The organism is Pseudomonas vancouverensis (assembly GCF_004348895.1).
In the GTDB taxonomy this organism is placed as follows: domain Bacteria; phylum Pseudomonadota; class Gammaproteobacteria; order Pseudomonadales; family Pseudomonadaceae; genus Aquipseudomonas; species Aquipseudomonas vancouverensis.
This window is the reverse complement of record NZ_RRZK01000026.1, coordinates 14,124-40,815: the sequence shown is the minus strand read 5'-3', so window position 1 is coordinate 40,815 and position 26,692 is coordinate 14,124. Positions and strand designations below refer to the sequence as shown.

The window sequence follows — 26,692 nt, the reverse complement described above, 5'->3', positions numbered from 1 at the left end:
ACTGATCGGCCGGAATCATATGACTCATCATCAGGAAGCCGACGGTGTCCATGCCGAGCTCGCGGGCATACTCGATGTGCTGTTTCGACACATCCGCTTCGGTGCAGTGGGTGGCGATGCGTACCACTCTCGCCCCGGCCTTGTAGGCCGCTTTCAAGTCATGCACCGTGCCGATGCCAGGCAATAACAACGTCGTGATTTTGGCGTGACTGATGACATCGGCCGCGGCCTCAATCCACTCAAGGTCGGTGTGCGCCGCGAAGCCATAGTTGAAGCTCGAGCCTTGCAGGCCATCGCCATGGGCGACCTCGATTGAGTCGACCTTGGCCTTGTCCAGGGCACGGGCAATGTCCTGCACGTTCTGGATCGAATATTGGTGACGTATCGCATGGCTGCCGTCGCGCAAAGTCACGTCGGAGATGTAGAGCTTTTTGCCGGGATTAAAAGTCATGTCGGTCTCCTCAGGCGTTGAGCATCGACTGCGCCATGCGCTCGGCGGTGGCCAAGGCAGCGGAGGTCATGATGTCGAGATTGCCGGCGTAGGCGGGCAGGTAATGGGCGGCGCCTTCGACTTCAAGGAACACCGAGGTCTTGAGGCCGGAGAATTTCCCAAGGCCAGGAATATTCAGCGGTGCGTCTTCAGGGATGACGTCGAACTGAACCTTTTGTTTCAGGCGATAGCCCGGTACATAGGCCTGCACGGCGGCGGCCATCTCCACGATGGACGCTTCGACCAGCGCCGGGTCGGCCACTTCAGACAGCACAAACACCGTGTCGCGCATAATCAGCGGCGGCTCGGCCGGGTTCATCACGATGATCGCCTTGCCCTTGGTTGCGCCGCCGATCACCTCGATGGCTTTGGAGGTGGTCTCGGTGAATTCGTCGATGTTGGCGCGAGTGCCGGGGCCGGCCGATTTGCTAGCGATCGAGGCGACGATTTCGGCATAGTGCACCTTGGTCACGCGCGACACCGCCGCAACCATCGGGATGGTCGCCTGGCCCCCGCAGGTGACCATGTTGACGTTAAGTCGATCGAGGTTTTGCTCAAGGTTGACCACCGGCACGCAGTACGGGCCGATCGCCGCAGGCGTTAGGTCGATCAGGCGAATGCCGGGTTTAATCGAGCGCAAAAACGCGTCGTTCTTCACATGGGCACTGGCCGAGGTGGCATCGAAGACGAAGTCGATGTCCTTGAATACGTCCATGCCAGTTAGGCCTTTAACGCCTTCATGAGTGGTAGCCACGCCCATGCGCTGGGCACGGGCCAAGCCGTCGGAAGCCGGGTCGATACCAACCATGACCGCCATTTCCAGATGCTTGGCGTTACGCAGAATTTTGATCATCAAGTCGGTGCCGATGTTGCCGGAACCGATAATGGCGACCTTGAGTTTTGTTTGGCTCATTGTGTCGATCTCGTAGGCGGCCGGACGTCTGGAGCGTACGGCGAAGGATTGGGGTTAGACGAAACAGCAGCTGACTTCGCCCAGACGCGTTAAACGCAAATGCAGGCTGTCTCCAGCTGCTACCGGTGTCATTGGCCCAAGCGCACCGGACAGCAACACGTCTCCGGCCTGCAAAGGACGGCCCATCTCTGCCATGGTTCGCGCTAGCCAAAGACAAGCATCCAGCGGATTACCCAAACATGCGGCGCCTACGCCGATAGATGCTGTGACCCGATTTTTCTCTAGCAACATCCCTTCAAGTCGCAGGTCGAGCGAGGAAAGTCGAGTGGGCTGTTTGCCCAGCACATAAAGGGCGGATGACGCATTGTCTGCCACCGTATCAACTAAAGAGATGTTCCAGTTTTCGATGGCTGAGTCGACGATTTCCAAGGCCGGAACGACATACTCCACCGCGCGCATAAGCTCAGCCAATGTGGTGTCAAAATAGGGAAGATCGCGCCCCAGAACAAAAGCGATCTCACCCTCAGCCTTGGGTTGTATCAGTTGACTAGTCTGAATTTCCCCGCCGTCCGCAATTTCCATATCAGCGAATAACATGCCGAAGTCCGGCTGGTTCACCCCTAATTGCTGCTGCACTGCCGCGGAGGTCAGTCCAACTTTTCGCCCAATCAAACGACGGCCTCGAGCCAGCGCTAGCTTGGTGTTGATTTCTTGTACTGCATAGGCACCTGTCAATGAGTCAATACCGAAGGTTTCTGATATTCGGGTACAGGGCTTTCGTTGTTCGCGAGCTACAGACAACGCTGCGGCGGCTGCTTGCAGATGCTGCATCGGAAACGGATTCATGCGCTTTTCCTCAAAACAGAAGAAATAGGAGCCACAACCTCTTGGCCTGGTACCCATTGCAACTGAAATTTGAGCTCAGCAAGTGCACGATCCAGATCACTGGATTTGACCATAGCGAATGTGAATTTATCTGGACGCACGACTGCAATGGCGCCTGACGAGAACCCCGAACGCTTGAACCAGGCAACCATTTCACCGCTTGCATCCTCGACTTCTGTTAACTCACAGGTATTGGTGCGTTCAACGTTTTGGCCTTGTGGACGTTTGGCGAACTCGAAGAGTGTGAGATAGCGAGTACCCTGCGCTTCGAGCAATTGCCTTGAGGCTGGGCAAAGATGTTCTCGGGGATCCACATTCAGACCAATAAGGGCATACCCTTCGCCCAATACCTCATCGAGCAGCACACGCTTTCCTTTGAAGGTGCGTACTTCGGGCTGAGGGATCATCGTGCCTTCAGGGGAGCGTCGGTGCTTGCGTGGCAATCCCAAATAGCTGTCGAGTTCATAGGTTGGGGCGGGTTTGAAGCGTCCCTCGCGAACGTACCGACCGAGAAATGGGGTTACTAGGACGGTCTTAACAAGCATGTTTCGCAGCCTGCTGGTAATCGGGTTAGACATCGAAACGAAATCTTTCATCTGCACCGAAATATCAATCATGGCTTTGGCATGATGAAAGCGCTCAGTCCCATATGTATCGAGCAACCGATCGTTGGCGCGCCCCTTGAGGACCGAGTCCAGCTTCCAGGCGAGGTTGTAAGCATCGCGCACTCCTGAACTCATGCCTTGACCCATGAACTGAGGGGTCATATGCGCAGCGTCTCCAGCAATAAAGACTCGACCTTTGCGCCAGTCTTTGGCAACAAGTGCATTGAAGGTATAAACCAGCTTACGTTTGACAATGAACTTATCTGGATCGACATGGCGACTGATGAGCGCACGCACGACTTGTGGATCTTCCATCTGCTCCTTTGTCTGACCGGGCATCAACATGAATTCGAAGCGATGGAAGCGGCCAGGCTGAGGACAACAAACGGTAGGGCATTCGGGGTCGCAGATAAAACTGAAATAAGGGAGATGACGTAATGCGTCCTCGCCTTCTTTCATTTCCAGATCGACCACCAGCCAAGGCTCTGGAAAGTTCTTGCCACTCATACCGATACCCAATGCTTCACGAACGGTACTACGACCACCATCAGCACCTACTAAATAACGAGCACGAATGGTTTGTGGGTCGGGGTCGGTAGCAATTTCGGTCCGCGTATCGGTGTCATCGCTGAAGCGAAAATTACTGGTGGCTTGGTGAGTAATGGTGACGCCTTCGTCATCCTGTTCAAACTGCGTGAGTTCTCGGCCTCGGACGACCTGAACTGAGGGGTAGCGCTTAAGTAAGTCAGTCAGTGTTGTTTCAAGCCAAGGCTGGTATAGAAAGTTGATGATGGGCCAGCCGAAAGGGCGATCGAGGCGCCAGTACTGACCCAGTATTTCGCCATTCGCAAGCACCCATTGGGCAGGTGTGTCCACCTGCATGTTGATAGCTAGCTCGTCCACGACTCCGGCGGCTTGCATGACGCGCATGCATTCATCATCGGTGTAGACCGCCCGAGCGTTACCATAAAATGTAGGCTCGCGCTCGAGCACGATCACCGACAAACCACGCATTCCCAGCAGATGCGCCAAGGTTGCTCCGGTTGGGCCGAGCCCAGAAATGACCACGTCGACCATCTGCTCAGTAGAGTTCTTATTATTCATAGGGGTACCCTTCTTACAGCGGGGAATACTCGGGCTTCAACAACGAACGGACGCCGCGGCCAAAGTTGCCAAGATTGGTAGTTAACTTGCGCCAAGTGCCGGTTTTCTCGGGTCGATGGCCCCAGAGGCTAATGCCCTGATACGAAGTCGTTTGCCATTGCGCCTCGTCAACGACCAAAGCGTTCCAACCCAACTCCACCTCGAATCCACAAGGGGTCATCACGTAGAACGATTGTTCGCGATCGTTTGGGTGTTCACCGATTTCGTGAGCCATCTCAAAACCCAGTTTTCGGCATCGCAAAAATGCATCGGTGAGGGCGCCGGCAGAGATCGTCAATAAATTCATATGCTGGATTCGGGTGCGAACCGGATCCATTGGCAAGTCGCGTAGGCGCGCGATAGCAATAGAGTGGTGTCGCTCATTGACCCTTAAAAAATCAATGTCCAATGTCAGGCCGGCAATGCGCTCAACAATGTGGTCGCTATCTCTTGCATCAAAGATTTCTTGCCAGAAGCGACGCATTTGTTGTGGCTTGCGTGATGTGATCGCCAGATGTCCCATACCGGCTATTCCGGTGATAAAGCCGGCGTTGAGCATCGTCAGCGGTTCATCGGTAATCAATGGCTCCCAAAATAATTCGACGGCCATCCCCTTGGGGCCAACAATTCGCCAGAACTCCTTCACTCCCCTCTGAGCCGCTTCGCTCGGATCACTGTTCTCTGCTTGAATGCCCAGTCGCTTCAAGCGAAGTAAAACTTCGGTCAGTGTCTCTTGATCTCGCAGCTGCCACCCCACAGCAATGAAATCTTCCTGCCGGCCGCGTTGGACGATGATTCTGCGTTGGTGCGAATCCATACGAAATGCCACCGCTTGCTCATCGTCACAAGCCAAGTGCAGACCAATGCCGTCCTGAAATAATGAACGCCACGACTCCAAATGATTGGACTCGATCACCGCATATCCCATGCTGCTGGCGCCGAAGATGTCTAGGCTTTCTCTGTTTGCCATTGATTGATTCTCCATATCGGCAAGTCAGAGCGCAGTGCGGCAACTGAGAAACGCGGTGGTCACGGCGTTGAACTCATCCGCGCGCTCCCACTGCACCCAATGACCGGTTTTACTAAACAGATAGAGGTTGCAGTCAGGCATTTGTCTGCGAAGTGCTTCGCCACCACTGGGGCGATTGACCTTGTCTTCAGTCCCCCAGAGCACCAGGGTCGAAACTTGGCATTTTTTCAGGCGGGGATCTCGGGTGAAATCCCAGTTACGAAAGTTTGGAATACCTTGAGGTTTGCGCAAAGGCGGAGCAGCGATTACTAGTGGATCAATACTCGCTTGGTAGCGCTCTTGGATCATCGCATCGCTGACTTTACTGCCGTCATAGACTAAATACTCACGGATAAAACGAGTGATTTTGGCCAGGGTTGGACCTTCACCCGAATAATAATTGAGCAATAGTTTTAGACCGGGAGTTGGCAGGCTGCGTGTCGTATTGACACCACCTGGCCCCATTAGCACCAATGCAGAAACCCGTTCTGGAGCATCCAACGCCATGCGTAACGCGCAGGCTCCGCCCAATGAATTGCCGACCACGTGTGCACTGCTGATTTTCAGACTGTCCAGCAAACCAAGCATTGCTTGGGCCAAGTCCCCAAAAGGATCCTTACGATCAACGCCTTTGGTTGATTGGCCGTAGCCAGGCATGTCGGCAACGATCACCCGAAACCGTCGAGATAGCGCATCGATGTTCTTTGAGTAGTTGGATAAGCCGGATGCACCAGCGCCACCACCATGCAGCATCAGAAGTGGGTGCCCTGTGCCTATCTCGCTGATAAATATTTGCCGACGACCCACCTGCACCGTTCGTGAGGTCAGGGCAGGGAGGGGTTCTTTATTGTTCATTGTTAGCTCCTGTCGAAAGGCACTGCTCCCCATCAAACGGGTCTGTGCTTTTGTCGACTTTATCACTTAAGCTCAAAAATGAACAACTGTGTTCAACTGTGTTTTTTAAACAAAATCTGGATTGCACCCTTTGAGAGGGACGTACGCAGTCCGAAAAACGGTATGTGAGATTGGAAGGGGCTCTGCCATCGAGACCTTCAAAAGAGAAAGGACCTGATGGCAGGTAGGCATGAAAGAATCAGATGGGCAGCAAAGGTAATTCTTTGGTGGCAATCAATTGTGCTTCGTCGGCGGGGACCCCTAATGCCCGGAGCACGAATTCGGCCGTGTCGGAGCCGGCGTCCCTCCAGGTTTTGTGGCCTTGGATCACCAACATGGTCGCAACAAGTACGCTACCGCCAATCATGCTCATCACTGACGGCAGCTGCTCCTGACGAAAGCTGTATTTTTGGGAGGCCAAGCCACTGAGCACGTCGTGCATTGGAGGTCCGGTCCACATTTGTTGCAACGTCGTGTTACTGGCCGCATAGCGTACGAGGAAGCTGCCCCAGTAAGGTTCTTCATGGGCTCGGCGGATATAAAAGCGAATGCCATTAGCTAGGCGTTCGGTCGGTTGCATCTCAGGATTGGCGCTTCGGGCTACGCGGTCATTCATTTCGGCGCTCAGTTGACTGGCAACATCCTCGAACAATGATTCGATCGAGGTGAGATTGTTGTAGATCGTGCCACGAGCGACACCGGCGATCTGTGCAAGCTCACTGACATTGACCTCTCCGACACTTTTCTCGGCGAATAGCCGCATGGCCGCTTCGTGGATTCGTTTTTGAACGGTGCTTAAGTTCAAGGACTGAACTCCATTAGGACATCAAAAAAACATTGAACATCTGCGTTCAAAATAAAGCAACTCAGACGAAGAGTGCGTTGACAAATTTGAACATTGATGTTCAAAATTGTCCTCGTCGGTTAGACCGCTGCTCGCACTCGTGTTAGGTGCCGTGCCCCCTCAGTAGCCCTGTCGTTCAGTAGAACTCCAGCCAAGAGAGTCGCCATGTCAATCAAACAAGGCCGTATTGACGTTCATCACCACATCATCCCCCCTGCTTTTGTAGAAGCCATGGACGCTAAAGGCCTTAGCAAGGTCGCGGGGGCCCCCCTGCCGAAATGGACACCGGAAAAATCCATTGAGGTTATGGACGTGAATGGGATAGAGCGAGCGATCACTTCGCTGTCGGCCCCAGGAGTACATTTTGGCGGGGGAAAGCAGGAGGCCAGCGTATTGGCACGCCGTTGCAACGAGTTCGCTGTCAACATGCGCTCTCGTTATCCCACTCGGTTTGGCAATTTTGCTGTGCTTCCCATGCCGTTTACCGAAGCGGCCTGTGCTGAAGCTGTGTATGCATTGGATACGTTAAAAGCAGAAGGAGTCGTGCTCCTCGGAAGTACGGATGGCGTGTTTCTCGGAGATCCGAGGTTTGACGAGCTGATGGCTGAACTGGACCGACGTAAGGCCGTGGTGTTTGTTCATCCGAACATGCATGAAACCAGCGAGAGCATTGGGTTGCAGACACCTGGATTTCTGATCGAGTTTCTCTGCGACACAACCCGTGCGGCGGTCAACTTGATATTAAGCGGCACAATGGAGCGCTATCCTGGCATCAGCTGGATTCTCTCCCACTCTGGTGGCTTTCTACCGTTCGTTGCTTGGCGTGTATCCCTCGCCAATGCTTTGCCAGAGTTCCAAGACAATGCTCCCCAGGGCGTCATGACCTACATACGGCGCTTTTACTACGATACGGCACTTTCCCCGTCGAGCTTCTCCATGGCGGCACTTAAAGAGCTGGTAGACCCATCGCACATTCTGTTTGGTAGTGATTTTCCCTTCGCACCTGCGCCCGCCACGGCTTTGCAGTGTCAAACCCTGGACAGCTCAACGATGTGGCCGCATTCGGTTCAACACGGAATTAATCGTGGCCATGCCTTAAGCCTTTTCCCGCAGTTCAAGCAACCCAACGAAGTCATCGCGCCCGCTCCAATTTATGAGGGGGAATCGTTCACACAGCGCTTCAAGCGCAGCCTTACCCGCCCGTTGGGAGCGATGGCCGAGCGAATCCGCAACCGCTGAAGCTGGGCCCTTGTCTACGCATCAGATGCGCGGATTGCCTTTTTGGTCTGTGGGTTTTCCAGGTGAAAACGATCCAATCAAAACAGATTTGATCTCTATTGACTTTATTTGAACATGAGTGTTCAATTGGTTGATCGAGAGTAATTTCCGACCGCTTCAGAAAAATAATAAGAGCCGTAGCCATGACAATAAAAAATCAGTTTTGCGCACTGGGGCTTTGCCTTATGTCTACTCATACTCTGGCCAATGGCTTACAGGTCAATGAGCAGAGTATTAGCTCCGCAGGCAAGGCGTATTCCGGTCGTGCATCGGACGTTCAGGATGCCAGCATTGTCTACGGCAACCCTGCCGGCATGTCGAAATTGGCGGGTGAGCACGTCAGTGGCGGTATTAGCTTCATCGATGTCGACACCCACATCAGTGCAGTTAACACGTCGGTACCGGGTACTTCCCGTGGCGACATGGTACCCAGCCCGGTCGTGGTGCCTTCGGGTTTCTACACTTTGCAACTCAACCAGGACTGGCATATTGGGATGGGAGTTTATGCTCCCTTTGGCGGTTCGACGGATTACGAAGATAGCTTCCAAGGACGCTACCGCAGCTCACGCACCCAGGTGAAAGTGGTGACTTTGCAGCCTACGTTGAGCTATCGAATCAATGATCGACTGTCAGTAGGGTTTGGACCAACGATTAACCGTATCGACGGACTGCTTGAAAGTAAGATCAACAATCGAGCGGTGGGGGGGCAAGGTGATGGCACGGTCAAGGTAACAGGCGACGATACCGCACTGGGTTTCAATGTGGGCATCATGTTCGATCCACTTGATGACTTGACGCTGGGGCTGACCTATCACTCGAAGGTTGATTACACCCTTAAGGGCAAGACTAAAGTGTCCGGTGCCAATGGACTTCTGGCTCCAATTCCAGCGCTGCGGTTACCGGGGCTCAATGGAAAATACGATTCGAGCCTCGACTTCACTACGCCCGAAACCGTCGATGCTTCAGCAACCTGGCGCTTCAGCGAACGTCTGGACTTCTCCGCCGGTGCGTTATGGAGTAGATGGAGCCGGGTGCCTGAGTTGAATGTCCAGAATACGGGGGTGCCGTCTTCCTACGCCGCATTCGATACGATTGTCGAAACCCTAAAGTGGCGTGACACATGGTCGTTTTCAACAGGCATGTCTTACCGCCTCAACAAACAGTGGAAAATTCGTACGGGTATCGCTTACGAACCAACTCCAATGCCCAACCAGTACACCTCGACTCGGGCACCCTCTGGCGATCGTAAAATCTTAACATTGGGTTTGAACTGGCAAGCGACCGACAAAACGTCGTTGGACTTAGGGTACGGCTATATCCGCGAAGACACAGTCAAAGTTTCTCAACCCACTTCGCAAGGCGGTTTGCGTCCGGGTTACAGCGCAAAATATCAGAACACGATCAACGGACTAGGCTTACAACTGAATTATGCGTTTTGAAAGTGACGGAGTGGCCGTCCCCCGCCAAGAGTGAGGACGAGCGAAGGCTAAAAATCATCGAACAGCCAGCTCTACGTAAACGAAACTGATTCACCGCTAACCAAACATTGCGGCTTTGTTATTCAAGGCCAATGGACAGTCTTGGCCCGCGAAAAGGCAACGGAGAACAATAAAAATGATAGGCCACACTGCTTTTCCCCAAGCTGTATTGGCAACGCCGCAACCGGCGCGTCACTCCAAACCCTCCGTCAAGGCCGCAAGCATCGCCTATCTGATTTTCGAACGACCAGACCTCGACAAGGCTGAGCAGTATCTAACTGACTTCGGTCTGATCATCACGCAGCGTAGCGATGATGAGTTGTACCTGCGCGGCACTGGCTCAGCACCTTATTGCTATCGTGTAAAACGAGCAGAAACACCCCGATTTATCGGATTTGGCTTGTCATTGAGTTGCCATGAAGATTTAAAGGTAATTGCCCAAATACCCGGGGCCTCTACCATTGAAAAGGCACAGGCTCCTGGTGGGGGTGAGCTAGTTACGTTAACCGACCCTTCCGGTTTTTTAGTTGAGGCTATTTGCGGGCAAACTCCTGCGATCGAACTGCCACACCGCGCAGCGCTACTTTTCAATCAACCTGAGACCTCGCCACGAGTTAATGCTACCCAGCGTCTTCCGCAAACGCCTCCTGAAATCCTTCGTCTAGGCCATGTAGTACTGGAAGTCGCGGACTATCAGGCAACGTGTGCATGGTATACCCAGCATTTTGGCTTGATCCCCAGTGACGTGCAGGTACTCCCCGACGGTTCGCCTGCTGTGACCTTTATGCGTCTGGACTTGGGTGACACCCCAGCGGATCACCACACCCTGGCTCTTGTTCAAGGATTTATGCCTACCTACAGCCATAGCGCCTATGAGGTGGTTGATACCGATGCAATCGGTATGGGCCAGCGTGTCTTGCGCGAGCGAGGTTGGACACATGCCTGGGGTATTGGTCGACACATTTTGGGAAGCCAAATTTTCGACTATTGGCAGGATCCTTGGGGCGATAAACATGAGCACTATTGCGACGGTGATTTGTTCACCGCTGAGCACGCCATGGGTGTGCACAGTGTGAGCGCCGAGGCCATGGCGCAATGGGGCCAACGCATGCCCAAGAGCTTCACTAAACCTAAATTCAACGTGGCTAATATCCGCTCGCTATTGCGCAATCTCCGGCATAGCCCGGACCTAACTTTTCGCAAGCTAATCATTTTGGCGCGTCTTTTCGCCTGATTTGTTGCGCCCTGAACGCACCGATATTTAGAACATAAAATGTGATGCACAGGAACCACTGCCATGGCCACGCACGTTGTCCGTTTTATTTACCAGCACAAAATTCAGTGGGGGGTAATCCGCCAGCAACGTATCACCGTCATTCCTGGCCAATTTGCTAGTACCGGTGACTTTATTCGGGCTAATACCGATTCCTCCTTGATGGAATTGCAGGGCGATGAACTGTCATTGGATCAGATTACTTTGCTGAGCCCCGTGACCCGAGATCAACAGTTTGTGTGTCAGGGCGCCAATTATCGCCAGCATATGATTGAGTCGGGCATGGATCCCGACGTCAAACACTTCAACATGATTTTTACCAAAGCAACCAGTTGCATCGTGGCCGCTGACAGTGACTTGATTAAACCGCGGCATGTGCGATTTCTCGATTATGAGATTGAGCTGGGCTTGGTGCTCAAGCAAGAAATCAAAGAAAAGGCTCAAGTTACTGACAGCAATCTGCACGAGTTTGTCGCAGGCGTAGTGATCGTCAACGACTACTCAGCTCGCGACGTGCAAATTCCGCAGATGCAGTTTTACAAAGGTAAAAGCTACCGCACCTTTGGCCCCGTCGGTCCATATCTGTGCTTGCTGGCGCCCAACGAGATGAAATACCTCAAAACACTGCAACTAAGACTGACTGTCAACGAAGAAGTACGCCAAAACGACAATACCGCCAATTTGGTATTTGGTCCGGCAGAAACCCTCAGCGAATTGTCTGGCCTGCAGGACTTTGCCGCGGGCGATCTGATTGCTACAGGTACGCCGTCGGGGTGTGCGTTGACTGTACCCTCCCCAGCCAAGCAGCGTCTTGGTGCACTGCTACCAGATGCTATGAAGTGGAAGATTTTCCTTAAAGCTCAAGCTGCCCGTACTCAGTACCTCAAGATTGGTGACGTTGTGGAAGCCAGCATCCGCAGCGGCGACGGTGTGATCGATTTGGGACTACAACGTAACCACGTGGTAGGAGAAGCCTGATGGCGGTTCGAAATCTGGCGGATATAAGCGCCATTGAGCAAACTCCGCTGAGCCACCGCCACTTGCCCGCCAGTACCTACGCGACGTTGCATGCGGCGATGCAACGTATGCCTGACGCTCCGGCGTTGAGTTTTTTTCTAGAGGCTCAGTCTTGTCGTGATACTCATGACTGGAGTTACGCTCAGTTGTTTGCAGATATAACTCGCACTGCAAATGCTTTGCATGACCTTGGGGTTCGCTCGCAAGATGTTGTGGCATTTGTTCTACCTAATTTACCCGAAACACTCACGCAATACCGCTCGAAATAAACCGAACACCGGCCAATGCCCACGGTACTGGCCAGTAAGGCTTGCTGCGCCCAAAAAACTGCGGCAGGTCGGGAACACCTCCACAAAAACAACAAGAGGTAGTGACGGTTATGATGCGTAAACCTCCAATCGGGCGACAGCTCTATTTACCGCTGACCATCAGTCTCGCAAGCGGTATCAGTGCGCCCGCGTATGCAGTGAATTTCAACATTGGCGAAATTCAGGGGCAGTTGGATTCATCGCTGTCCGTGGGCGCCAGCTGGGCATTACGTAACCCTGATCCAGAACTGCTGAGCAGTCACAGCGCCGATGACGGCAAACGTAATTTCGGCAAAGGCGATACCTTCTCGAAAGTGTTCAAGGGCATTCATGATCTTGAATTGAAATACGGCGATTCCGGAATATTCGTGCGCGGTAAGTACTGGTATGACTTTGAACTCAAAGACGAAAGTCGCCCGTTCAAAGACATTGATGATAGCAACCGTAAAGAGGGTGCAAAGTCGGCAGGTGCGCAACTATTGGATGCTTTTGTTTACCATAACTATTTGATCGGCGATTTGCCAGGAACCGTGCGTGTTGGCAAGCAAGTGGTTAGCTGGGGCGAGAGTACATTTATCCAAGGCGGTATCAACTCGATCAACCCAGTAGATATCTCCGCTTTCCGCCGTCCGGGTGCAGAGATCAAGGAAGGGCTGATTCCGGTCAACATGTTCTACTTATCCCAGAACTTGACAGAAAACCTTACTGCCGAGACGTTCTATCAATTGGAGTGGGACCAGACGGTCATCGACAACTGCGGTACATTTTTTTCGCAGAACGATGTGATAGCCGATGGTTGTGGGGGGTTGCCGGTGGGGCCCATTCTCAATCGAAATGCCGCAGCACAAGCCGCTCTGCGTCCATTCGGGGTCAATCTGACTTCAGAAGGTATTGAGATTCCTCGTGCTGGTGATCGCGATGCTCGGGATGGTGGTCAGTTTGGTGCTGCACTACGCTGGTTCGCTCCGGAATTGGACAGCGAATTCGGTGCCTATTTTCTCAATTACCACAGCCGTCAACCGTATATCAGTGCCGTCACCAGCCCTCATGTAACGGACACGGGGTTTGCTCCACAATTATGCGGCAATCTCGGCGTCCCGCTGGCTGGTTGCAACAGCTTTCTAGGGAGTGCCGCTGGCCAGCAATTGGGTCAAGCGTATCGCCTAGGTACCTCGAAGTACTTCGCGGATTACCCGGAGGACATTCGTTTATATGGCTTGAGTTTTAGCACCAGTTTGGCCAGCGGCACCACCTTATCTGGTGAGCTCAGCTATCGACCAAACATGCCACTGCAAATTAATCCAGTGGACCTGATCAGCGCTGCGATTGGAGTACCAGCGGCCTCGCCTGTTCTGTCTTCCGGTGCTGTGACCTTGGCCAACAGCAGCGATGTCAGTGGTTACCGGCGTAAAGAAGTGACGCAAGCGCAAGTAACGGCAACACACTTTTTCGACCAAGTCATGGGCGCTGATCGAGTGACCTTAATTGGCGAAGTGGGTGCCACTCATATTGGAGGTTTGGAAGGTAAAGGCGGGCTGCGCTATGGTCGCAGCACTGCTTATGGTCAAGGTCGTCTGTACCCAAACAACAACCTCTGTACCAGCACCAGTGTGACGCCAAACAACTGCAACAACGATGGCTTTGCTACCAGCAACTCCTGGGGATATCGCGCACGAGCGATCTGGGAATACAACAACGTCATTCCGGGCGTTGAACTACGCCCCAATATTGCTTGGTCGCATGATGTGTCAGGTTACGGTCCGGAACCTGGTTTTAACGAAGGGTCCAAAGCAGTCAGTGTCGGTCTCGATGCAACCTACCTGAATACGTACAACGCTAGCTTGGCATATACCGATTTCTTCGGTGGCGATTACAACGTCAACATCGACCGAGACTTCGTCGCCCTGAGCGTCGGCGTCTCCTTCTGAGTGGAAGCAACCTAATGAAAACAAAAGCATTGCTCCGTTTTAAATTAGCCATCGCCATCGCTCTACTGGCCAGCAACACTCATGCTGCAGTAACGGCTGGTGAAGCTGCGAAACTGGGGAGTACCTTAACCCCTATTGGTGCGGAAAAAGCAGGCAACGCCGATGGCAGTATCGGACCATGGAATGGCGGGTTCTCCAAAAACACCGGTGAAATCGGGGTTAATGGGGCACTAAGCGACCCGTTCGCGAATGAGAAGCCGCTGTTCACGATCACTGCTCAAAACGCTGCCCAGTATCAGGAGAAGCTCACCCCCGGCCAGTTAGCAATGCTTCGACGCTACCCTGAAAGTTATCGTATGCAGGTATACCCAAGCCACCGCAGTGCGAGCCTACCGGACTCAGTCTATAAAGCGATTGCTGCCAACGCGATAAATAGCCATCTGATATCTGGTGGCAATGGCCTGGATAATTTTGATATCGCTATACCGTTCCCTATTCCGCAGAGCGGATTGGAAGTGATATGGAATCACCTTACACGCTATCGGGGCGGCAGCGTCCGTCGTAACCACGTACAGGCGACACCGTTGGCAGACGGCACTTTCATGCCGGTGTACTTCGATCAGCAATTCACCTATCGGGACCAGCTAAAGGACTTCGACCCGAAAAACCCCGGGAACGTATTGTTTTATTACAAGCAGCTGGTTACTGCTCCGGCTCGTTTGGCCGGCGATGTGGTTCTCGTTCACGAAACACTCGATCAGGTGAAAGAGCCTCGTATGGCTTGGGTCTACAACGCGGGTCAACGCCGTGTGCGTCGCGCCCCGCAGATTGCTTACGATGGTCCTTATCCCGCATCGGATGGGCAGCGAGTGGCTGATAACCTGGACATGTTCAATGGTGCACCAGATCGTTATGACTGGAAGCTGCTGGGGAAAAAGGAAATCTATATCCCGTACAACAACTACAAGCTTGACTCTCCGCAGCTGAAATATAGTGATGTGGTTAAAGCAGGCCATCTGAATGCCGACTTACCTCGCTATGAACTGCATCGTACCTGGGTAGTGGAGGCGACGTTAAAGCCAGACCAACGGCACATCTATGCTAAGCGCGTCTTGTACGTTGATGAGGACACTTGGCAAATCGTATTAGCAGACCACTACGACGCTCGCAACATCCTGTGGCGAGTGGCAGAAGGCTTTATGACTCAGATCTACGATAAGCAGATACCTTGGCTGGGAGTAGAGGCGCTTTACGATCTGATCAATGGTCGATACATCGTTTCAGGGCTACGCAATGAAGAAGAAAAACCGATGGAAATAGGCTTTAAAGCCCTAGGAGCGGACTACACACCGGCAGCCTTAAGAAGTGCTGGAGTTCGCTAGTGGCCTAAGCAAAACCTGACGCTACTTCGTCGATGGCGAAAGCCTGAGACCTCGCCGCCGCATCTTGCTGGCGGCTTTTTTTTGCCATAGCAATTTTTCAGCTATTCGAAAAGAGAAAAAATTGAGAGCTATCCCTTTTTTACCAGCTTTAATGGTTGGCAATGCGAAGGTGGTTCAGGAGTTACGTCAGATCAAGATATGTTTCACGGAATAGCGCGCATGGCGAATACTGCGTGGTTCAGTCGTATATATGCATATAGTTTGTCCGTAATAGAAATCCCTAGTTTTCCCGAATCGATAGTTACGGTTCGCGCGAAAAAATTAGGTGTGGGGCGGAGTTTGCTTGCAGGCGTAGGCCGTGGAAGGGTTAATATAATTAACGCTTGTAGTGTCAGTCGCGCACATCCTTGTTGACGGAAAGCAAAGTGTCGTGCACGAAGTAGATAATGATTTGTGCAAAATGATATTAACTGCGAGCTGAGAATATTCTTAAAAAAGGACAGTAATAAAAATGGGGTTACATTATGTTTTTTCATCTGTGGCTGTATAAATTGACAAGACAACATCTACCTACCGCTTTACCCAACTGGTTTGTGGCGGTCACGAACCGCGATGCTCGTTAATTCTGCTGTACAGGCTAGGCTAAGTGTTGAGCATGTGTTTGAGGACTAGGAGCAACTGATTGCCGAGCACAGGCGCAACCCGCTCTTCGACCACCTCATTGGCCGCATGTATTCAATGGAACAGCAAGATCGGAATGATGGTCGGGGCTACCACATCCATGCTGTCTACTTCTTCAATGACAACGAGGTGCGTGGAGACGTCTACAAAGCCATTCAGTTCGGTGAGTTGTGGGAGGACATCACGCATGGTCATGGCTACATGGGCAGCTGCAATCATGATAAGGAACGATACGGTGACGAGTGTGGAATTGGTCGCATTGAGAGGGGGGATCGCTCAATTCGGCGCTATCTCCACAAGGCGGTGAAGTATCTCGTTAAGGATGCTCAACACCTGCGCTTGAGGCCAGAGGGGCGAGATGCCTGCGGACGGGGCAGTTGAAGCGTCGTCATCGAGGGTAAAGATGTCTGAAAACTACGGCCCTACTCGCTACCGAGTGGGCGGTTGCCAATCCTGTTGCGGTTTGCAGAAGAGGCAGGCGGCGCCCGATCTTGGAGCGGTAAAATGAAAGGCGGTTGAAACGGTGGGTGGTCTCACGTACCACCATTACATCCACATCCAAGATACAGATGTCAGTCGGCCACTCCACTTCCTGTAGAAGATCCGCCAGCAGCGGTGCGGCGATGGCACTGACCCCCTTGCTCATCGCGAAAACCTTCACTCAGCTCGCGCACCTTGAGGGCCCGGCGGAAGCTGTTGTCGGAGTTGCTTCGCTGCACGTAGCCCTCGGTCTGCAGGTCTCCAGCAATCGCCGTACGGTGGTTCGCTGGAGCCCGGTAAGCTCGCCAAGTCTGGTCGAGCTGGCGCCGCCGTCCAGCGAGTTGAGCAAGGCCTGACCACGGCTCAGTCCGCAGACAGTTTCGTAATCGGAGCCTTGATCAATATTCATGAAAAGTCCTTGAAAAATAATGATGTGCACTCTGTGCACGGCGAAGCGGTTTTTCATTGTGGGGCGATCAGCACGATTCTTATACTCGGTGAATACCAAGCCAATGCCTGTGCCTGAGCTTGTGCCTGTGAGGTTTTGGCAGCGTCGGTTGTGCAGTGGTTTGCATTTGCTCATTCATCCCAAAAATAAGGCACGTCCTATGAATCGCAGACAAGTCCTCCAATCCATGGCTACTTCCGCGACCGTCGCAGCAGTTTCTGGTTTGGTCCCAAGCAGTGCCAGTGCTTCCGAAAGCAGCAAGTCTGAAGGTGTCCGCGCGCCGAGAGATGCTCGACGCATTGATACCCACCAGCATGTCGTTCCACCGTTCTATGGAAAGTGGCTTGAGTCCAGAGGTATCACCGCAGGCGGTCTGCCTATTCCAAGCTGGAGTGTCGAGGGCGCTTTGGATCTGATGGACAGCAACGGTATTGCAACCGGTATACTTTCGGTGTCCACGCCTGGCGTGCATCTTGGGAATGATGCAGAAGCACGTGTAAAAGCCAAAGAGGTCAACGATTTCTGCGCCGAGGTCGTTGATAAGCACCCTGGACGGTTTGGCTTCTTTGCTACGTTGACTCTGCCGGATGTTGAGGGAGCTATAGAGCAAGCCGAATATGCTCTGACCACTTTGAAAGCTGACGGCGTCATCTTGCTGGCGAACGTTCGGGGTACCTACCTCGGGGCGCCCGAGTGGGATCCCCTCATGGACGTATTGAATCGACATCAAGCCAACGTGTTCGTCCACCCTTCAGAACTACCTGCCGAGCCAGTCGAAGGAATTCCGCCCTTTGCTGCGGACTTTCTCCTTGATACTACTCGTGCGGCATTGAACCTGGCCAAGCGGGGGTGCTTGGAACGCTACCCTGAACTGAAGATCATTCTTTCTCATGCAGGTGGATTCGTTCCCTATGCTGCAGAACGCATGGCCCGTATTTGCTCAGAAGATGGCAGCATCGAGCGAGGTATCCATCGATTGCGCAAGTTCTATTTCGATACCGCGCTGTCGAGTAGCCCTTATGCCTTGCCAGCGCTGTTGGCATTCGCCAAGCCCGAAAACATCACCTTCGGAAGCGACTGGCCGTATGCCGCAAAGGAGCGTTCGAGTCACTTCACCCAGTTGCTGGATAGCTTTGGCTTCTCCGAGCAGCAACGCCTAGCTGTCAATCGGGAGAATGCCTTGCGCCTGCTTCCTCGTTTAGCCTGAATCCGCGGCCAGAGCATGCAGATGTCCTCGTAAGGGGACATTGGCTCGATGAGTATCCATTAGAGTTCTCCCGTGGTCTCGAACTGCGGACTTAACAACAATAAGATGGAGAAACAGCGATGCATTGCCCGGATATCAACCCTCGGCGTTCGTTGTATTTTGATTACAAGGTCTATCCGGCTTATTCTGCGGGTGTCGGCACTCAATTTTCGCAACGCTGTGCGGTGGTGATCGTGGGGGCCGGCCCGATCGGTTTGGTTCACGCCATCTACTTGGCCAGCTTCGGTATTGCATCGATCATCATCGAAGCCGAACAACAGGTTTCTGAAGGGAGTCGCGCGATTGTCTTCACCCGGCGTTCTCTGGAAATTCTCCAGCAGGTAGGGGTTGCCCAGCGTGTGACCGAGGCGGGATTGGAGTGGTGCTTCGGCAATTCATACTATCGTGCGCAACGTGTATTTCGCATGGAGTCAATACACGATGAGGATGATCGCTTTGCACCTATGACCAATCTCCAGCAACCCTGTCTAGAGCAATTCCTAGTCGATGCCGCCTTGGCGAATCCCTTGATCGATATGCGGTGGGGCAACAAAGTCACCAATATTCTGCAGCGGTCCGACCATGCGCGCCTGACGTTGGAGACACCGACCGGATGCTATGAGCTTGAGGCCCAGTGGGTTGTTGCTGCCGACGGTGCGCGATCGGCATTGCGTTCATTGCTCGGGCTCAAGCTGGAAGGCGCGGCGTACGAGGGGCGTTTTGTGATTGCCGACATTCGTACACAGCTGGACTTACCTACAGAGCGCCAAGCGTTTTTCGATCCGCCCTGGAATCGAGGCAATACAGTGCTGATGCACCGCGAGCCTAGCGATATCTGGCGCATTGATTATCAGCTCCCTTCGCATGAGACAGAGGAGCAAGCATTGGCCCCGGATTCGCTGCGCACCCGGATTGATGCCCAGTTGCGTTTAATGGGCGTTGAAAATCCACAGTGGGAGCTGGATTGGTGCTCGATTTACTCTGCGAGAGCATTGACCCTGGCAAGTTATGTTCAGAACAGGGTCATTTTCAGCGGTGATGCTGCTCATCTGCTTCCGATCTTTGGTGTACGCGGCGCTAATACCGGGTTCCAGGACAGCAATTGTCTGTGCTGGAAACTGGCCATGGTGATCAAGGGGGTAGCACCGCAGAAACTGCTCGATTCGTATGATCACGAGCGTGTCGCTGCTGCACGGGAGATCATTGCCGAAGCGGGCAAAAGCACACGCTTCATGGCCCCCCAAACGCCTGGACAGCGTCTATTGCGAGACGCGGTGTTGTCATTGTCGCTGAGTCAGGAATTCGTTAGGCCGCTATACCACTGGCGCACGTCCAAGCCTCATGACTACCGTGACTCGCCACTGAACACCCAGGTCGATGACGATGGCTTGATCATCACAGGTCCTGGCAACGGATCGCCATTGCTTAACATCCGTTTTGGGGTTGACGACTATCTGTTCGACCATCTCGGTGCAAGTTTTCATCTGTTGTATTTCACAGACGAACCAGTTATCCCCGGGGCCGTCATCGTCGAGGTTGAAGCGGTACGCAAGGAGGGCATCCCCATTCAAATCATCGCAATCGGCATGCAAACCGCTGTGAAAGGGGCGCAGTTGTCCTTGCCGGATGTCGATGGGCGGGTTCGGGCGAAATACGGTATGAAAGCCGGAGGTGCCTATCTGGCCCGGCCTGACCAACATGTCTGTGCTCGCTGGCTAGACCTTGGTCGAGCCGATGTACACAGGGCTGTGAATTGCGCATTGGCTATACATTGAGGAGGGTGACAGTGAACACGCTGAGCATATCAGAACTGGAAACCGTATATGATCACCTTGCAGCCGCTCTAGACAAAGCTCCCGAGGACAAACGTGAGCTTTTTCTAGTGAAACTGGCACTGCTCAGTGCCGAAGCACTGGGTGACCCTCAACGCACCACAGCGCTGGCTGAAATAGCCCTGATCGATCTTTAGGATATTGGCTGGTCGCAATGTGCGAGACTCATCACATTGCGATCCTGCCGGCCTGCCCAGGCTAGAGTGGAGTTCGTCAAGATGGACTATTGGCAACTACGGCCTTTTGAGGCAAGGCTGAACATCAGCAGTTCCCGCGCCGCAAACATACTCGCTCGTATGGAGGCGGACCGCGGCCGCTCACTTGCGATGGACCTTTTGAGCCTGGCGGGCAAAAGTGTGCCGCTAGCTCAATGCACAATTTTCACCTACAGCGAGGGACGTAACCCAGAGCTGCTTTCATTTGCCGACCATGGACGCAATGTCGAGCTTGCCCGCGTTTCGGGGATCTACACACAGCGCTTTTTCAGCCGCGACGGTAATCGACAAGCTATCGCAGCGCTCGGCGCTAATGAGCGAATCATAGTTCAGCGTCAATCGATAGAGGACATCGCTGACACTCGTTATCGCCACGTCTGCTACGAGCAGCCCAGGATCAGCGAACGTTTGGCATTGCTGTCGACCTGCAAAAGCGAGCGATGGCTATCGGTAAATTTCTATAGAGGGCGAGAGCATGGTGCATTGTCTTGCGGGGAAATAGATCATCTCGAAGCCTTGGCCCCCGTGGCGATGCAAGTCGTTCGTCTGCACCACCAAGCTTACCTGCAAGTCCAGGAAATGCCCTCCATTTTGGCAGAGCGGGTTGCAAGCTTATGCCCAAATCTTACTGCGAGAGACAAACTGTTGCTGCGACTGATGCTTGCTGGGAGCGATTCGGTCGATATCGCGCATCGAATGGGCGTGCAGCCATCGAGCGCCGCGACGTACATCAAGCGGCTCTACCGCAAAGTAGGTGTGAGCGGTTTGAGAGAGTTGCTCGCTGTCGCAACCCAGCCCTTGCATGGCTCCGTCGACACATTGCCGTAAGCCAGTCAGTCCGGAATAATGTCAACTTAGATTGACATTTGTGGTGAAATTGCACACGCTGCATATTGTCAATCAAGGTTGACGATGAGACCAGCCGTGGATACTAAAGTCTGTTATGGCATGGTCGTCCCTTAGTCCTATTTGGAGCATGTGGTCGATGCAGGAACCATCACTTCGCCTGACGGATAATCCAGACAGGCATTTCATTGAGCGGTTCATCGCAGAGGACGCGCGGGATCAGCCGGTACAGGGCAGCCCGCTCGCACGTCAGTTGCACATGCGTTTGCTCAGTGCGACACACGGTGCGGTGGACGCTTCTTTTGAGATCGGCGTGGAGTTTACTCAAGGGGGTGGGGTCATCCAAGGCGGCATCGTAGCGGCGATGCTGGATTTTGGTCTGGCCTTTGCCGCCTTGTCAGTACTCGACACCGGCTGCACAGCTGTGACTACAGCCCTCAATGTCAATTACCTGAGGCCTGCTTCGCTGGGGCGTTACCACGTCCACGCATTTCTGGAAAAGCAGGGGCGTACGCTGATTTATGTCAGCGCCAAGTTATTGGATGCCAATGAAAGGCCAATCGCCATAGCCAGTTCCCCTATGGCAATCGTGTCGATGTAGTTGTATCACTGCCTGGACGGCGGTGGCCGTCATTCGGAGAACCCATGAATAAAAACAATAGTCTTGTCGTTCCGAACTTCACAGCCCCTGTTTCCTTATACGGTCAACCGGAAGCAGTCGAGGTGCCCTCGCATCGGCTGTTGGCGAGTCATGTTACCCGCCACCCAAGTCTGCCTATAACCCCTGTCCAAGAGGGGCTGGCGGTCAATGCCCGTCGTTACCCGGATAAGCTTGCCATTGAGTTCTACGGGCAGGCGATATCGTACAACGTCCTGCAGGACCGAGTTCTGCGGTTGGCGGGCTATTTAACGGAAAGTCTCGCTGTGAAACCCGGCGACCGAGTGCTGGTGGACATGCAGAATAGTCCATCATTCGTTGTCGCATTTTACGCAGTCCTGGCTGCGGATGCCGTTGTAGTTCCAGTCAACCCAATGAATTTGGAGTCGGAGCTGCGATGGTTGATTGAGGACAGCGGCGCCAAAGTCGTGATCGCCGCGCAGGACATTGCTGAGGCATTCAGCGCACTGCTGGAGCAAGGTGTTTTCAATCATCTGGTGTTGGCCTGCTACAGCGATGATCTGCCAATTACCTGCAAAGAACCCATCGCTGATTTTCTCATCGCACCACGCCAAGAACCCTTTTCGCCAGCGGTAAGCACCCTGGCTCAGGCCTGTGATCACCCTCGGATCAGGCGTGACGCGTTACGAAAAGGTGAGGATCTGGCGATGCTGGTTTACACATCCGGCACAACGGGGCATCCCAAAGGCTGCATGCTCAGCCATCGTGCGGTTAATGCCCAGCTCGTAGCGCTTGAACACTGGAACCATTGGTCGTGTGGAGCCATGGTATTGGCGACTGCGCCATTCTTCCATGTTACTGGTCTATGCGGATCCATGTTGCTGCCCCTGGCATTGGGTGCATCAGTCGTCATCTTGCCCCGCTGGGACCGTAGCGTAGCGATGGACTGGATTGAATCTCGTGGAATCACTCACTGGACTGCCATACCCACGATGGTTATCGATTTGCTGGGCTTGGATGGAATTGAGCGGCGCAATTTTTCCTCAATTCAGCTTATTGGAGGGGGCGGAACGGCAATGCCGAACGCGGTTGCGAAGCGCCTTCAGACACTGACTGGGCTGTGCTATCAGGAGGGCTGGGGAATGTCCGAAGTGTGCGGCGCCATTCACCTGAATCCGCCCGGTGCGGTAAAGCCTCAATGCCTGGGAATCGCCATGTTCGATGTGGACACCCGAATTATCGACATTGATGGCGGGGCGCAGCTCTACGGTGGAGAACAAGGCGAGATCGTGACGCGTTGTCCAACCCTGTTCAGCGGATACTGGAACAATCCACAAGCGACTTTTGAAGCATTGGTGGAGCTCGACGGCCGTCTATTCCTGCGAACTGGCGATATTGGTTCCTTTGACTGCGAGGGTTATCTGTTCATGGCCGAGCGCCTGAAACGGATGATCAATGTGAGCGGGTACAAGGTGTGGCCGAGCGAAGTCGAAAACATGCTTTATCAACATCCGGCCATCCAGGAAGCGTGCGTCATCGCCGGTCGCGCAACGGACGGGCGTGAGACAGTCAAGGCGTTGGTGGTCCGTAAATCCTCGGCACTAGAACCGTTGGACGCCGAACGGCTCATGAGCTGGTCGCGCCAGCAGATGGCAGCCTACAAAATCCCCCGGTTGATAGAGTTCGTCGATGCGTTACCGAAGTCGGCAACTGGCAAAATTCAGTGGCGGGAGTTGCAAAACCTGGAGAATCAACAATGACCCCTTACACCCCGCCTTTGGCAGATCTGCGGTTTGTCATGGAAAACTTATTGGATCTGGATCGCCTATGCGAACTCGGAGCTTTCGAAGGGTTGGACGCCAGTCTGATAGCCACAGTCTGCGAGGAGGCCGGGAAATTTGCGGCCGGAGTATTGGCCCCGTTGAACCAGGCTGCAGATCGTGAGGGAGTGCATTGGAGTCCTGACGGTGTAAAAAGCGCTCAGGGCTTTGCTCAGGCCTACAAGCAATTTGTCGAAGCGGGGTGGAACAATGTTGCGGTGCCCACCGAACTCGGTGGGCAGGGTTTACCTTGCATCGCGGCTTCGGCGATTAGTGAAATGTTCATGTCCGCCAATAAGGCCTTCGCCATGTGTCCGGGTCTTACCCTGGGTGCTATCGAAGCATTGACGGCCTGTGCAAGTGAGGTTTTGCAAACCCGTTATTTGCCTGCCATGGTCAGCGGTCGTTGGAGTGGCACGATGAATCTTACTGAGCCACAAGCGGGGTCAGACGTCGGAGCTATTCGTTGTCGAGCGACACCGGACGGGAAGGGGGCTTATAAGCTGGTTGGGCAGAAGATCTTCATCTCTTGGGGGGATCAGGATCTGACCGAAAATATCCTGCACCTAGTGCTGGCGCGCCTGCCGGATGCACCGGCGGGAGTGAAAGGTATTTCGTTGTTCTTGGTGCCCAAGTATTTAGTCAATGAGGATGGAAGCCTTGGCCCTCGTAACGATGTGCGCTGTGTGTCGGTGGAGCACAAGATGGGTATTCATGCCAGCCCTACCTGCATGATGGCCTACGGTGACGAAGGCGGTGCATATGGCGTTCTGGTTGGTGAGCCCAACCGTGGGCTGGAAGCGATGTTCGTGATGATGAATATGGCCAGGCTCACGGTGGGGATTGAAGCGGTAGGGCTATCTGAACGTTCCTATCAACAGGCTGTGGCCTATGCACGGCAACGTCATCAAGGCAACGACCTGCAGGGCAATCGCAATGTGCCGATCATCAGGCACCCCGACGTCCGGCGCATGCTGATGCGGATGCGAGCCCAGACCGAAGCGATGCGTGCAGTCGCATTGGTGATCGCCCAGGCGCAGGACTTTTCTGAACACCATCCGAGTAAGGATGTGCGTGAGAATCAACAAGCCTTCCTCGAGTTGATGACGCCCGTTTTCAAGGGCTGGGCGACCGAGACCAGTCTGGAAGTTACCTCTCTGGCGGTGCAAGTTCATGGGGGTATGGGCTTCGTTGAAGAGACCGGAGTTTCCCAGCATTACCGAGATGCTCGGATCGGTACTATCTACGAGGGCACGACAGCGATTCAAGCTAACGATCTGATTGTGCGTAAACTCATGCGTGACGAGAGCGGGCAGTTCGAATTGCTCATCAATAAAATGCGCAAGGTCGCTGTAGAGCTGGGGGGAGATGACGTATTGGGTAGCCGGCTTTCAAAGGCTGTCGCGGATCTGGAAAAGTCGGCCCGGCATATTCGGCAACTATTTGCCAGTGATCCGGAGCAAGTGCTCGCCGTCGCCGTGCCGTTCCTGATGCTTTTAGGCAAAGTGGCCGGGGGTTGGCAATGGGGGCGGATGTTGATCGCTGCCAGACGGCATGCTCTCGAAACTGAGGATTCGGCATTCATGCAGGCCAAATTGCTGACGGGAGAGTTCTATGCCGAACACATTCTGGTGGAAGTTCACGGCCTGGCGAGCACGGTCTTAATTACGCGCTGTCCGTCACTTGCAGTGAATGAGGCCTCGTTTTAGCACCATCTGTCTGTATTAAAAAGCCCGTCGCTTTCGTGCGACGGGCTTTTCTACTCGGCTCACCAGAGTTTAATACCGTATTCGATATTGAATCGCGTCTGATTGATGTCGCGGGAAAAAGTGCTGTGATAGGAGGCATTGCGGGCCATAAATCCTAGGCCGGCCAGTGGGCCGCTTTGAACCACGTAGCCCAACTGGACAAATCGCTCACTCTCATGACCTCTCTGATCCCCGGTCGCAGGCACGAGTATGTTGTTGCCGCGAAGGTAACGGAACCGGGCGGTCAGGCCGGGAATGCCTGACGCGGCGAAATCATATTGGTAATTGAACTGCCAATTTTGTTCGTCACGGTTAACCATATCACTTACCATTGCTCCCTCGCTGTGGACGCTCAGCACTGTGCCGGAAATTCCAGGCATGCCAGTAGCACCCGATACTTCGTAGTAACCGACTCCGAGGGTATGGCCGCCGGCACGCCAATTGCTCATCAGCCCCAGGTATCGGCTGTCGACCTTGCCTGCAAGTGACTGCCCTGAGTCTTTGCTGTCGTAGTAGCGAATGTCATGGACCAGTTGCCCCACTGGCAGTGCTTGGGTGAGCAAGGCACCCAAATAGTGTTGTTGGTAGATGTCGTCAAGACGACCCGTGTAATAACTCAGCTTCACTGCATTAGCATGGGTATAGTCCACTCCAGCGTAATCGAACTTTTCAGACTCGGCGGCTTTGGCGAAACGGCCAAACGGCGATGCCATTTTCATCTTTTCGAAGCGATCGTCATCGCGGCCCATTATGCGGTCGAAATGGGCAGCGGTCAGTGTCCAGTCGTTCCATTCCCGCGACGTGAGTTCACTGCCTCTAAATACCGGCGAGAAAAGGCGTACGGGTGGGGTAATGAGTACTGGAACCATGGACGAATGACCGCCGACGCGCAACTCGGTCTTCGACCACCGCAACTTTGCTGTGGCGAAGCCTTTACTATATCCAGACTCCGCCCGTCCTTCATCGGTACGCTTGAGCAAGCCAGTGCCGCTGCGATCTGGTGCAGAGTCGAGTCGCAGCGCAGTCATGCCGGTGAGGTCGACCCCCAAGGCCAAGGGTGTGTCGGTGTAACCAGAGCGGATATCCAGAATCGCGCCTTGTGCCCATTCACGTTGATGAGAGACCGGTTGTCCGGGTGTACTGGTGTTACGGTAGTCCGAATCGAAGTAATAATTACGCAGGCGCAGATTTGCAGTGCTGTCCGTCACTACGTCTGCGTTGGCGGTCGAGGGAATAATGAGTGCTGAAAGTACAGTGACGCAAAAGCCCTGGAGTTTCATCGGTGGCCTAATTATCTTTTTTGTTGGCGT

Annotated in this window: 23 protein-coding genes and 1 pseudogene; 15 read left to right on the top strand and 9 right to left on the bottom strand. The window is 53.7% G+C overall.

Annotation, left to right across the window (positions count from 1 at the left end; translation table 11 throughout):
• The 7 genes and pseudogenes from EIY72_RS18355 to EIY72_RS18325 form a co-directional block, all read right to left on the bottom strand.
• A pseudogene (locus EIY72_RS18355) lies at window positions 1-451 on the bottom strand (4-hydroxy-2-oxovalerate aldolase); the annotation flags it as partial.
• A 10-nt stretch (window positions 452-461) separates the two neighbouring features.
• Window positions 462-1,403, bottom strand: a complete 942-nt coding sequence (locus EIY72_RS18350; protein ID WP_093215860.1) for an acetaldehyde dehydrogenase (acetylating) — start codon at window positions 1,401-1,403, stop codon at window positions 462-464.
• Between the two features lie 54 nt (window positions 1,404-1,457).
• Entirely contained in the window at window positions 1,458-2,249 is a 792-nt protein-coding gene (locus tag EIY72_RS18345) for a 2-keto-4-pentenoate hydratase (RefSeq protein ID WP_231985522.1), read from the bottom strand.
• Entirely contained in the window at window positions 2,246-3,997 is a 1,752-nt protein-coding gene (mhpA, locus tag EIY72_RS18340; protein WP_093215869.1) for a bifunctional 3-(3-hydroxy-phenyl)propionate/3-hydroxycinnamic acid hydroxylase MhpA, read from the bottom strand. Before mhpA ends, EIY72_RS18345 begins: the two co-directional genes overlap by 4 nt.
• 13 nt (window positions 3,998-4,010) lie before the next feature.
• A complete protein-coding gene (locus EIY72_RS18335) occupies window positions 4,011-5,006 on the bottom strand; it encodes a VOC family protein (protein WP_093215873.1) in 996 nt (331 codons plus the stop codon).
• Window positions 5,007-5,030: 24 nt separating this feature from the next.
• Window positions 5,031-5,900: an alpha/beta fold hydrolase gene (locus tag EIY72_RS18330; RefSeq protein ID WP_093215877.1), complete on the bottom strand. Its 870-nt coding sequence runs from the start codon at window positions 5,898-5,900 to the stop codon at window positions 5,031-5,033.
• Window positions 5,901-6,138: 238 nt separating this feature from the next.
• Window positions 6,139-6,744, bottom strand: coding sequence for a TetR/AcrR family transcriptional regulator (locus tag EIY72_RS18325; RefSeq protein ID WP_093215881.1), 606 nt, complete (start codon window positions 6,742-6,744; stop codon window positions 6,139-6,141).
• Window positions 6,745-6,948: 204 nt separating this feature from the next.
• On the opposite strand from EIY72_RS18325, the gene EIY72_RS18320 reads away from it, so the two are divergent.
• The 7 genes from EIY72_RS18320 (at window position 6,949) to EIY72_RS18290 (ending at window position 15,447) form a co-directional block, all read left to right on the top strand.
• Window positions 6,949-8,022 carry an amidohydrolase family protein gene (locus tag EIY72_RS18320; RefSeq protein WP_093215886.1) on the top strand — a complete coding sequence of 358 codons (1,074 nt, stop codon included), beginning with the start codon at window positions 6,949-6,951 and terminating at the stop codon, window positions 8,020-8,022.
• Between the two features lie 182 nt (window positions 8,023-8,204).
• On the top strand, window positions 8,205-9,500 hold the full coding sequence (locus tag EIY72_RS18315) for an OmpP1/FadL family transporter (RefSeq protein ID WP_093215891.1): 1,296 nt from the start codon (window positions 8,205-8,207) through the stop codon (window positions 9,498-9,500).
• A 175-nt stretch (window positions 9,501-9,675) separates the two neighbouring features.
• Window positions 9,676-10,773: a VOC family protein gene (locus EIY72_RS18310; RefSeq protein WP_093215896.1), complete on the top strand. Its 1,098-nt coding sequence runs from the start codon at window positions 9,676-9,678 to the stop codon at window positions 10,771-10,773.
• A 63-nt stretch (window positions 10,774-10,836) separates the two neighbouring features.
• Window positions 10,837-11,790, top strand: a complete 954-nt coding sequence (locus EIY72_RS18305) for a fumarylacetoacetate hydrolase family protein (RefSeq protein WP_093215901.1) — start codon at window positions 10,837-10,839, stop codon at window positions 11,788-11,790.
• Entirely contained in the window at window positions 11,790-12,098 is a 309-nt protein-coding gene (locus EIY72_RS18300; RefSeq protein WP_093215905.1) for an AMP-binding protein, read from the top strand. Before EIY72_RS18305 ends, EIY72_RS18300 begins: the two co-directional genes overlap by 1 nt.
• 110 nt (window positions 12,099-12,208) lie before the next feature.
• Window positions 12,209-14,065 carry a DUF1302 domain-containing protein gene (locus tag EIY72_RS18295; protein ID WP_093215909.1) on the top strand — a complete coding sequence of 619 codons (1,857 nt, stop codon included), beginning with the start codon at window positions 12,209-12,211 and terminating at the stop codon, window positions 14,063-14,065.
• Between the two features lie 14 nt (window positions 14,066-14,079).
• A complete protein-coding gene (locus EIY72_RS18290) occupies window positions 14,080-15,447 on the top strand; it encodes a DUF1329 domain-containing protein (RefSeq protein WP_093215914.1) in 1,368 nt (455 codons plus the stop codon).
• Window positions 15,448-16,182: 735 nt separating this feature from the next.
• Here the strand turns inward: EIY72_RS18290 and EIY72_RS29970 are convergent.
• A complete protein-coding gene (locus tag EIY72_RS29970; RefSeq protein WP_157720921.1) occupies window positions 16,183-16,347 on the bottom strand; it encodes a hypothetical protein in 165 nt (54 codons plus the stop codon).
• A gap of 404 nt (window positions 16,348-16,751) precedes the next feature.
• Between EIY72_RS29970 and EIY72_RS30380 the strand changes: the two genes are divergently transcribed.
• From EIY72_RS30380 to EIY72_RS18245, 8 genes are all read left to right on the top strand, one after another.
• Window positions 16,752-16,964, top strand: coding sequence for a hypothetical protein (locus EIY72_RS30380; protein ID WP_157720922.1), 213 nt, complete (start codon window positions 16,752-16,754; stop codon window positions 16,962-16,964).
• A gap of 279 nt (window positions 16,965-17,243) precedes the next feature.
• Window positions 17,244-18,263: an amidohydrolase family protein gene (locus EIY72_RS18275; protein ID WP_093230322.1), complete on the top strand. Its 1,020-nt coding sequence runs from the start codon at window positions 17,244-17,246 to the stop codon at window positions 18,261-18,263.
• A gap of 119 nt (window positions 18,264-18,382) precedes the next feature.
• The gene (locus tag EIY72_RS18270; RefSeq protein WP_093215919.1) at window positions 18,383-20,077 is read left to right on the top strand and encodes an FAD-dependent monooxygenase; all 1,695 of its coding nucleotides are present in this window, start codon (window positions 18,383-18,385) and stop codon (window positions 20,075-20,077) included.
• Window positions 20,078-20,088: 11 nt separating this feature from the next.
• Complete coding sequence (locus EIY72_RS18265) at window positions 20,089-20,271, top strand: DUF2783 domain-containing protein (RefSeq protein ID WP_093215924.1); 183 nt, start codon at window positions 20,089-20,091, stop codon at window positions 20,269-20,271.
• 81 nt (window positions 20,272-20,352) lie between these two features.
• The gene (locus EIY72_RS18260; RefSeq protein ID WP_093215929.1) at window positions 20,353-21,177 is read left to right on the top strand and encodes a helix-turn-helix transcriptional regulator; all 825 of its coding nucleotides are present in this window, start codon (window positions 20,353-20,355) and stop codon (window positions 21,175-21,177) included.
• Between the two features lie 157 nt (window positions 21,178-21,334).
• On the top strand, window positions 21,335-21,796 hold the full coding sequence (locus EIY72_RS18255) for a PaaI family thioesterase (protein WP_157720923.1): 462 nt from the start codon (window positions 21,335-21,337) through the stop codon (window positions 21,794-21,796).
• A 44-nt stretch (window positions 21,797-21,840) separates the two neighbouring features.
• On the top strand, window positions 21,841-23,574 hold the full coding sequence (locus EIY72_RS18250) for a long-chain-fatty-acid--CoA ligase (RefSeq protein ID WP_093215949.1): 1,734 nt from the start codon (window positions 21,841-21,843) through the stop codon (window positions 23,572-23,574).
• Window positions 23,571-25,343: an acyl-CoA dehydrogenase gene (locus EIY72_RS18245; RefSeq protein ID WP_093215954.1), complete on the top strand. Its 1,773-nt coding sequence runs from the start codon at window positions 23,571-23,573 to the stop codon at window positions 25,341-25,343. The genes EIY72_RS18250 and EIY72_RS18245 overlap by 4 nt, the downstream gene beginning before the upstream one ends.
• Before the next feature lie 59 nt (window positions 25,344-25,402).
• On the opposite strand, the gene EIY72_RS18240 is transcribed toward EIY72_RS18245, so the two are convergent.
• On the bottom strand, window positions 25,403-26,662 hold the full coding sequence (locus tag EIY72_RS18240) for an OprD family outer membrane porin (protein ID WP_093215958.1): 1,260 nt from the start codon (window positions 26,660-26,662) through the stop codon (window positions 25,403-25,405).
• Between the last annotated feature and the right edge of the window lie 30 nt (window positions 26,663-26,692).

Excerpts from the sequence above, each read along its gene's own strand:
- EIY72_RS18350 (WP_093215860.1), bottom strand. The coding sequence starts at position 1,403 with ATGAGCCAAACAAAACTCAAGGTCGCCATTATCGGTTCCGGCAACATC.
- EIY72_RS18345 (WP_231985522.1), bottom strand. The coding sequence starts at position 2,249 with ATGAATCCGTTTCCGATGCAGCATCTGCAAGCAGCCGCCGCAGCGTTG.
- mhpA (WP_093215869.1), bottom strand. The coding sequence starts at position 3,997 with ATGAATAATAAGAACTCTACTGAGCAGATGGTCGACGTGGTCATTTCT.
- EIY72_RS18335 (WP_093215873.1), bottom strand. The coding sequence starts at position 5,006 with ATGGCAAACAGAGAAAGCCTAGACATCTTCGGCGCCAGCAGCATGGGA.
- EIY72_RS18330 (WP_093215877.1), bottom strand. The coding sequence starts at position 5,900 with ATGAACAATAAAGAACCCCTCCCTGCCCTGACCTCACGAACGGTGCAG.
- EIY72_RS18320 (WP_093215886.1), top strand. The coding sequence starts at position 6,949 with ATGTCAATCAAACAAGGCCGTATTGACGTTCATCACCACATCATCCCC.
- EIY72_RS18315 (WP_093215891.1), top strand. The coding sequence starts at position 8,205 with ATGACAATAAAAAATCAGTTTTGCGCACTGGGGCTTTGCCTTATGTCT.
- EIY72_RS18310 (WP_093215896.1), top strand. The coding sequence starts at position 9,676 with ATGATAGGCCACACTGCTTTTCCCCAAGCTGTATTGGCAACGCCGCAA.
- EIY72_RS18305 (WP_093215901.1), top strand. The coding sequence starts at position 10,837 with ATGGCCACGCACGTTGTCCGTTTTATTTACCAGCACAAAATTCAGTGG.
- EIY72_RS18300 (WP_093215905.1), top strand. The coding sequence starts at position 11,790 with ATGGCGGTTCGAAATCTGGCGGATATAAGCGCCATTGAGCAAACTCCG.
- EIY72_RS18295 (WP_093215909.1), top strand. The coding sequence starts at position 12,209 with ATGATGCGTAAACCTCCAATCGGGCGACAGCTCTATTTACCGCTGACC.
- EIY72_RS18290 (WP_093215914.1), top strand. The coding sequence starts at position 14,080 with ATGAAAACAAAAGCATTGCTCCGTTTTAAATTAGCCATCGCCATCGCT.
- EIY72_RS29970 (WP_157720921.1), bottom strand. The coding sequence starts at position 16,347 with ATGATTGCAGCTGCCCATGTAGCCATGACCATGCGTGATGTCCTCCCA.
- EIY72_RS30380 (WP_157720922.1), top strand. The coding sequence starts at position 16,752 with ATGGCACTGACCCCCTTGCTCATCGCGAAAACCTTCACTCAGCTCGCG.
- EIY72_RS18275 (WP_093230322.1), top strand. The coding sequence starts at position 17,244 with ATGGCTACTTCCGCGACCGTCGCAGCAGTTTCTGGTTTGGTCCCAAGC.
- EIY72_RS18270 (WP_093215919.1), top strand. The coding sequence starts at position 18,383 with ATGCATTGCCCGGATATCAACCCTCGGCGTTCGTTGTATTTTGATTAC.
- EIY72_RS18260 (WP_093215929.1), top strand. The coding sequence starts at position 20,353 with ATGGACTATTGGCAACTACGGCCTTTTGAGGCAAGGCTGAACATCAGC.
- EIY72_RS18255 (WP_157720923.1), top strand. The coding sequence starts at position 21,335 with ATGCAGGAACCATCACTTCGCCTGACGGATAATCCAGACAGGCATTTC.
- EIY72_RS18250 (WP_093215949.1), top strand. The coding sequence starts at position 21,841 with ATGAATAAAAACAATAGTCTTGTCGTTCCGAACTTCACAGCCCCTGTT.
- EIY72_RS18245 (WP_093215954.1), top strand. The coding sequence starts at position 23,571 with ATGACCCCTTACACCCCGCCTTTGGCAGATCTGCGGTTTGTCATGGAA.
- EIY72_RS18240 (WP_093215958.1), bottom strand. The coding sequence starts at position 26,662 with ATGAAACTCCAGGGCTTTTGCGTCACTGTACTTTCAGCACTCATTATT.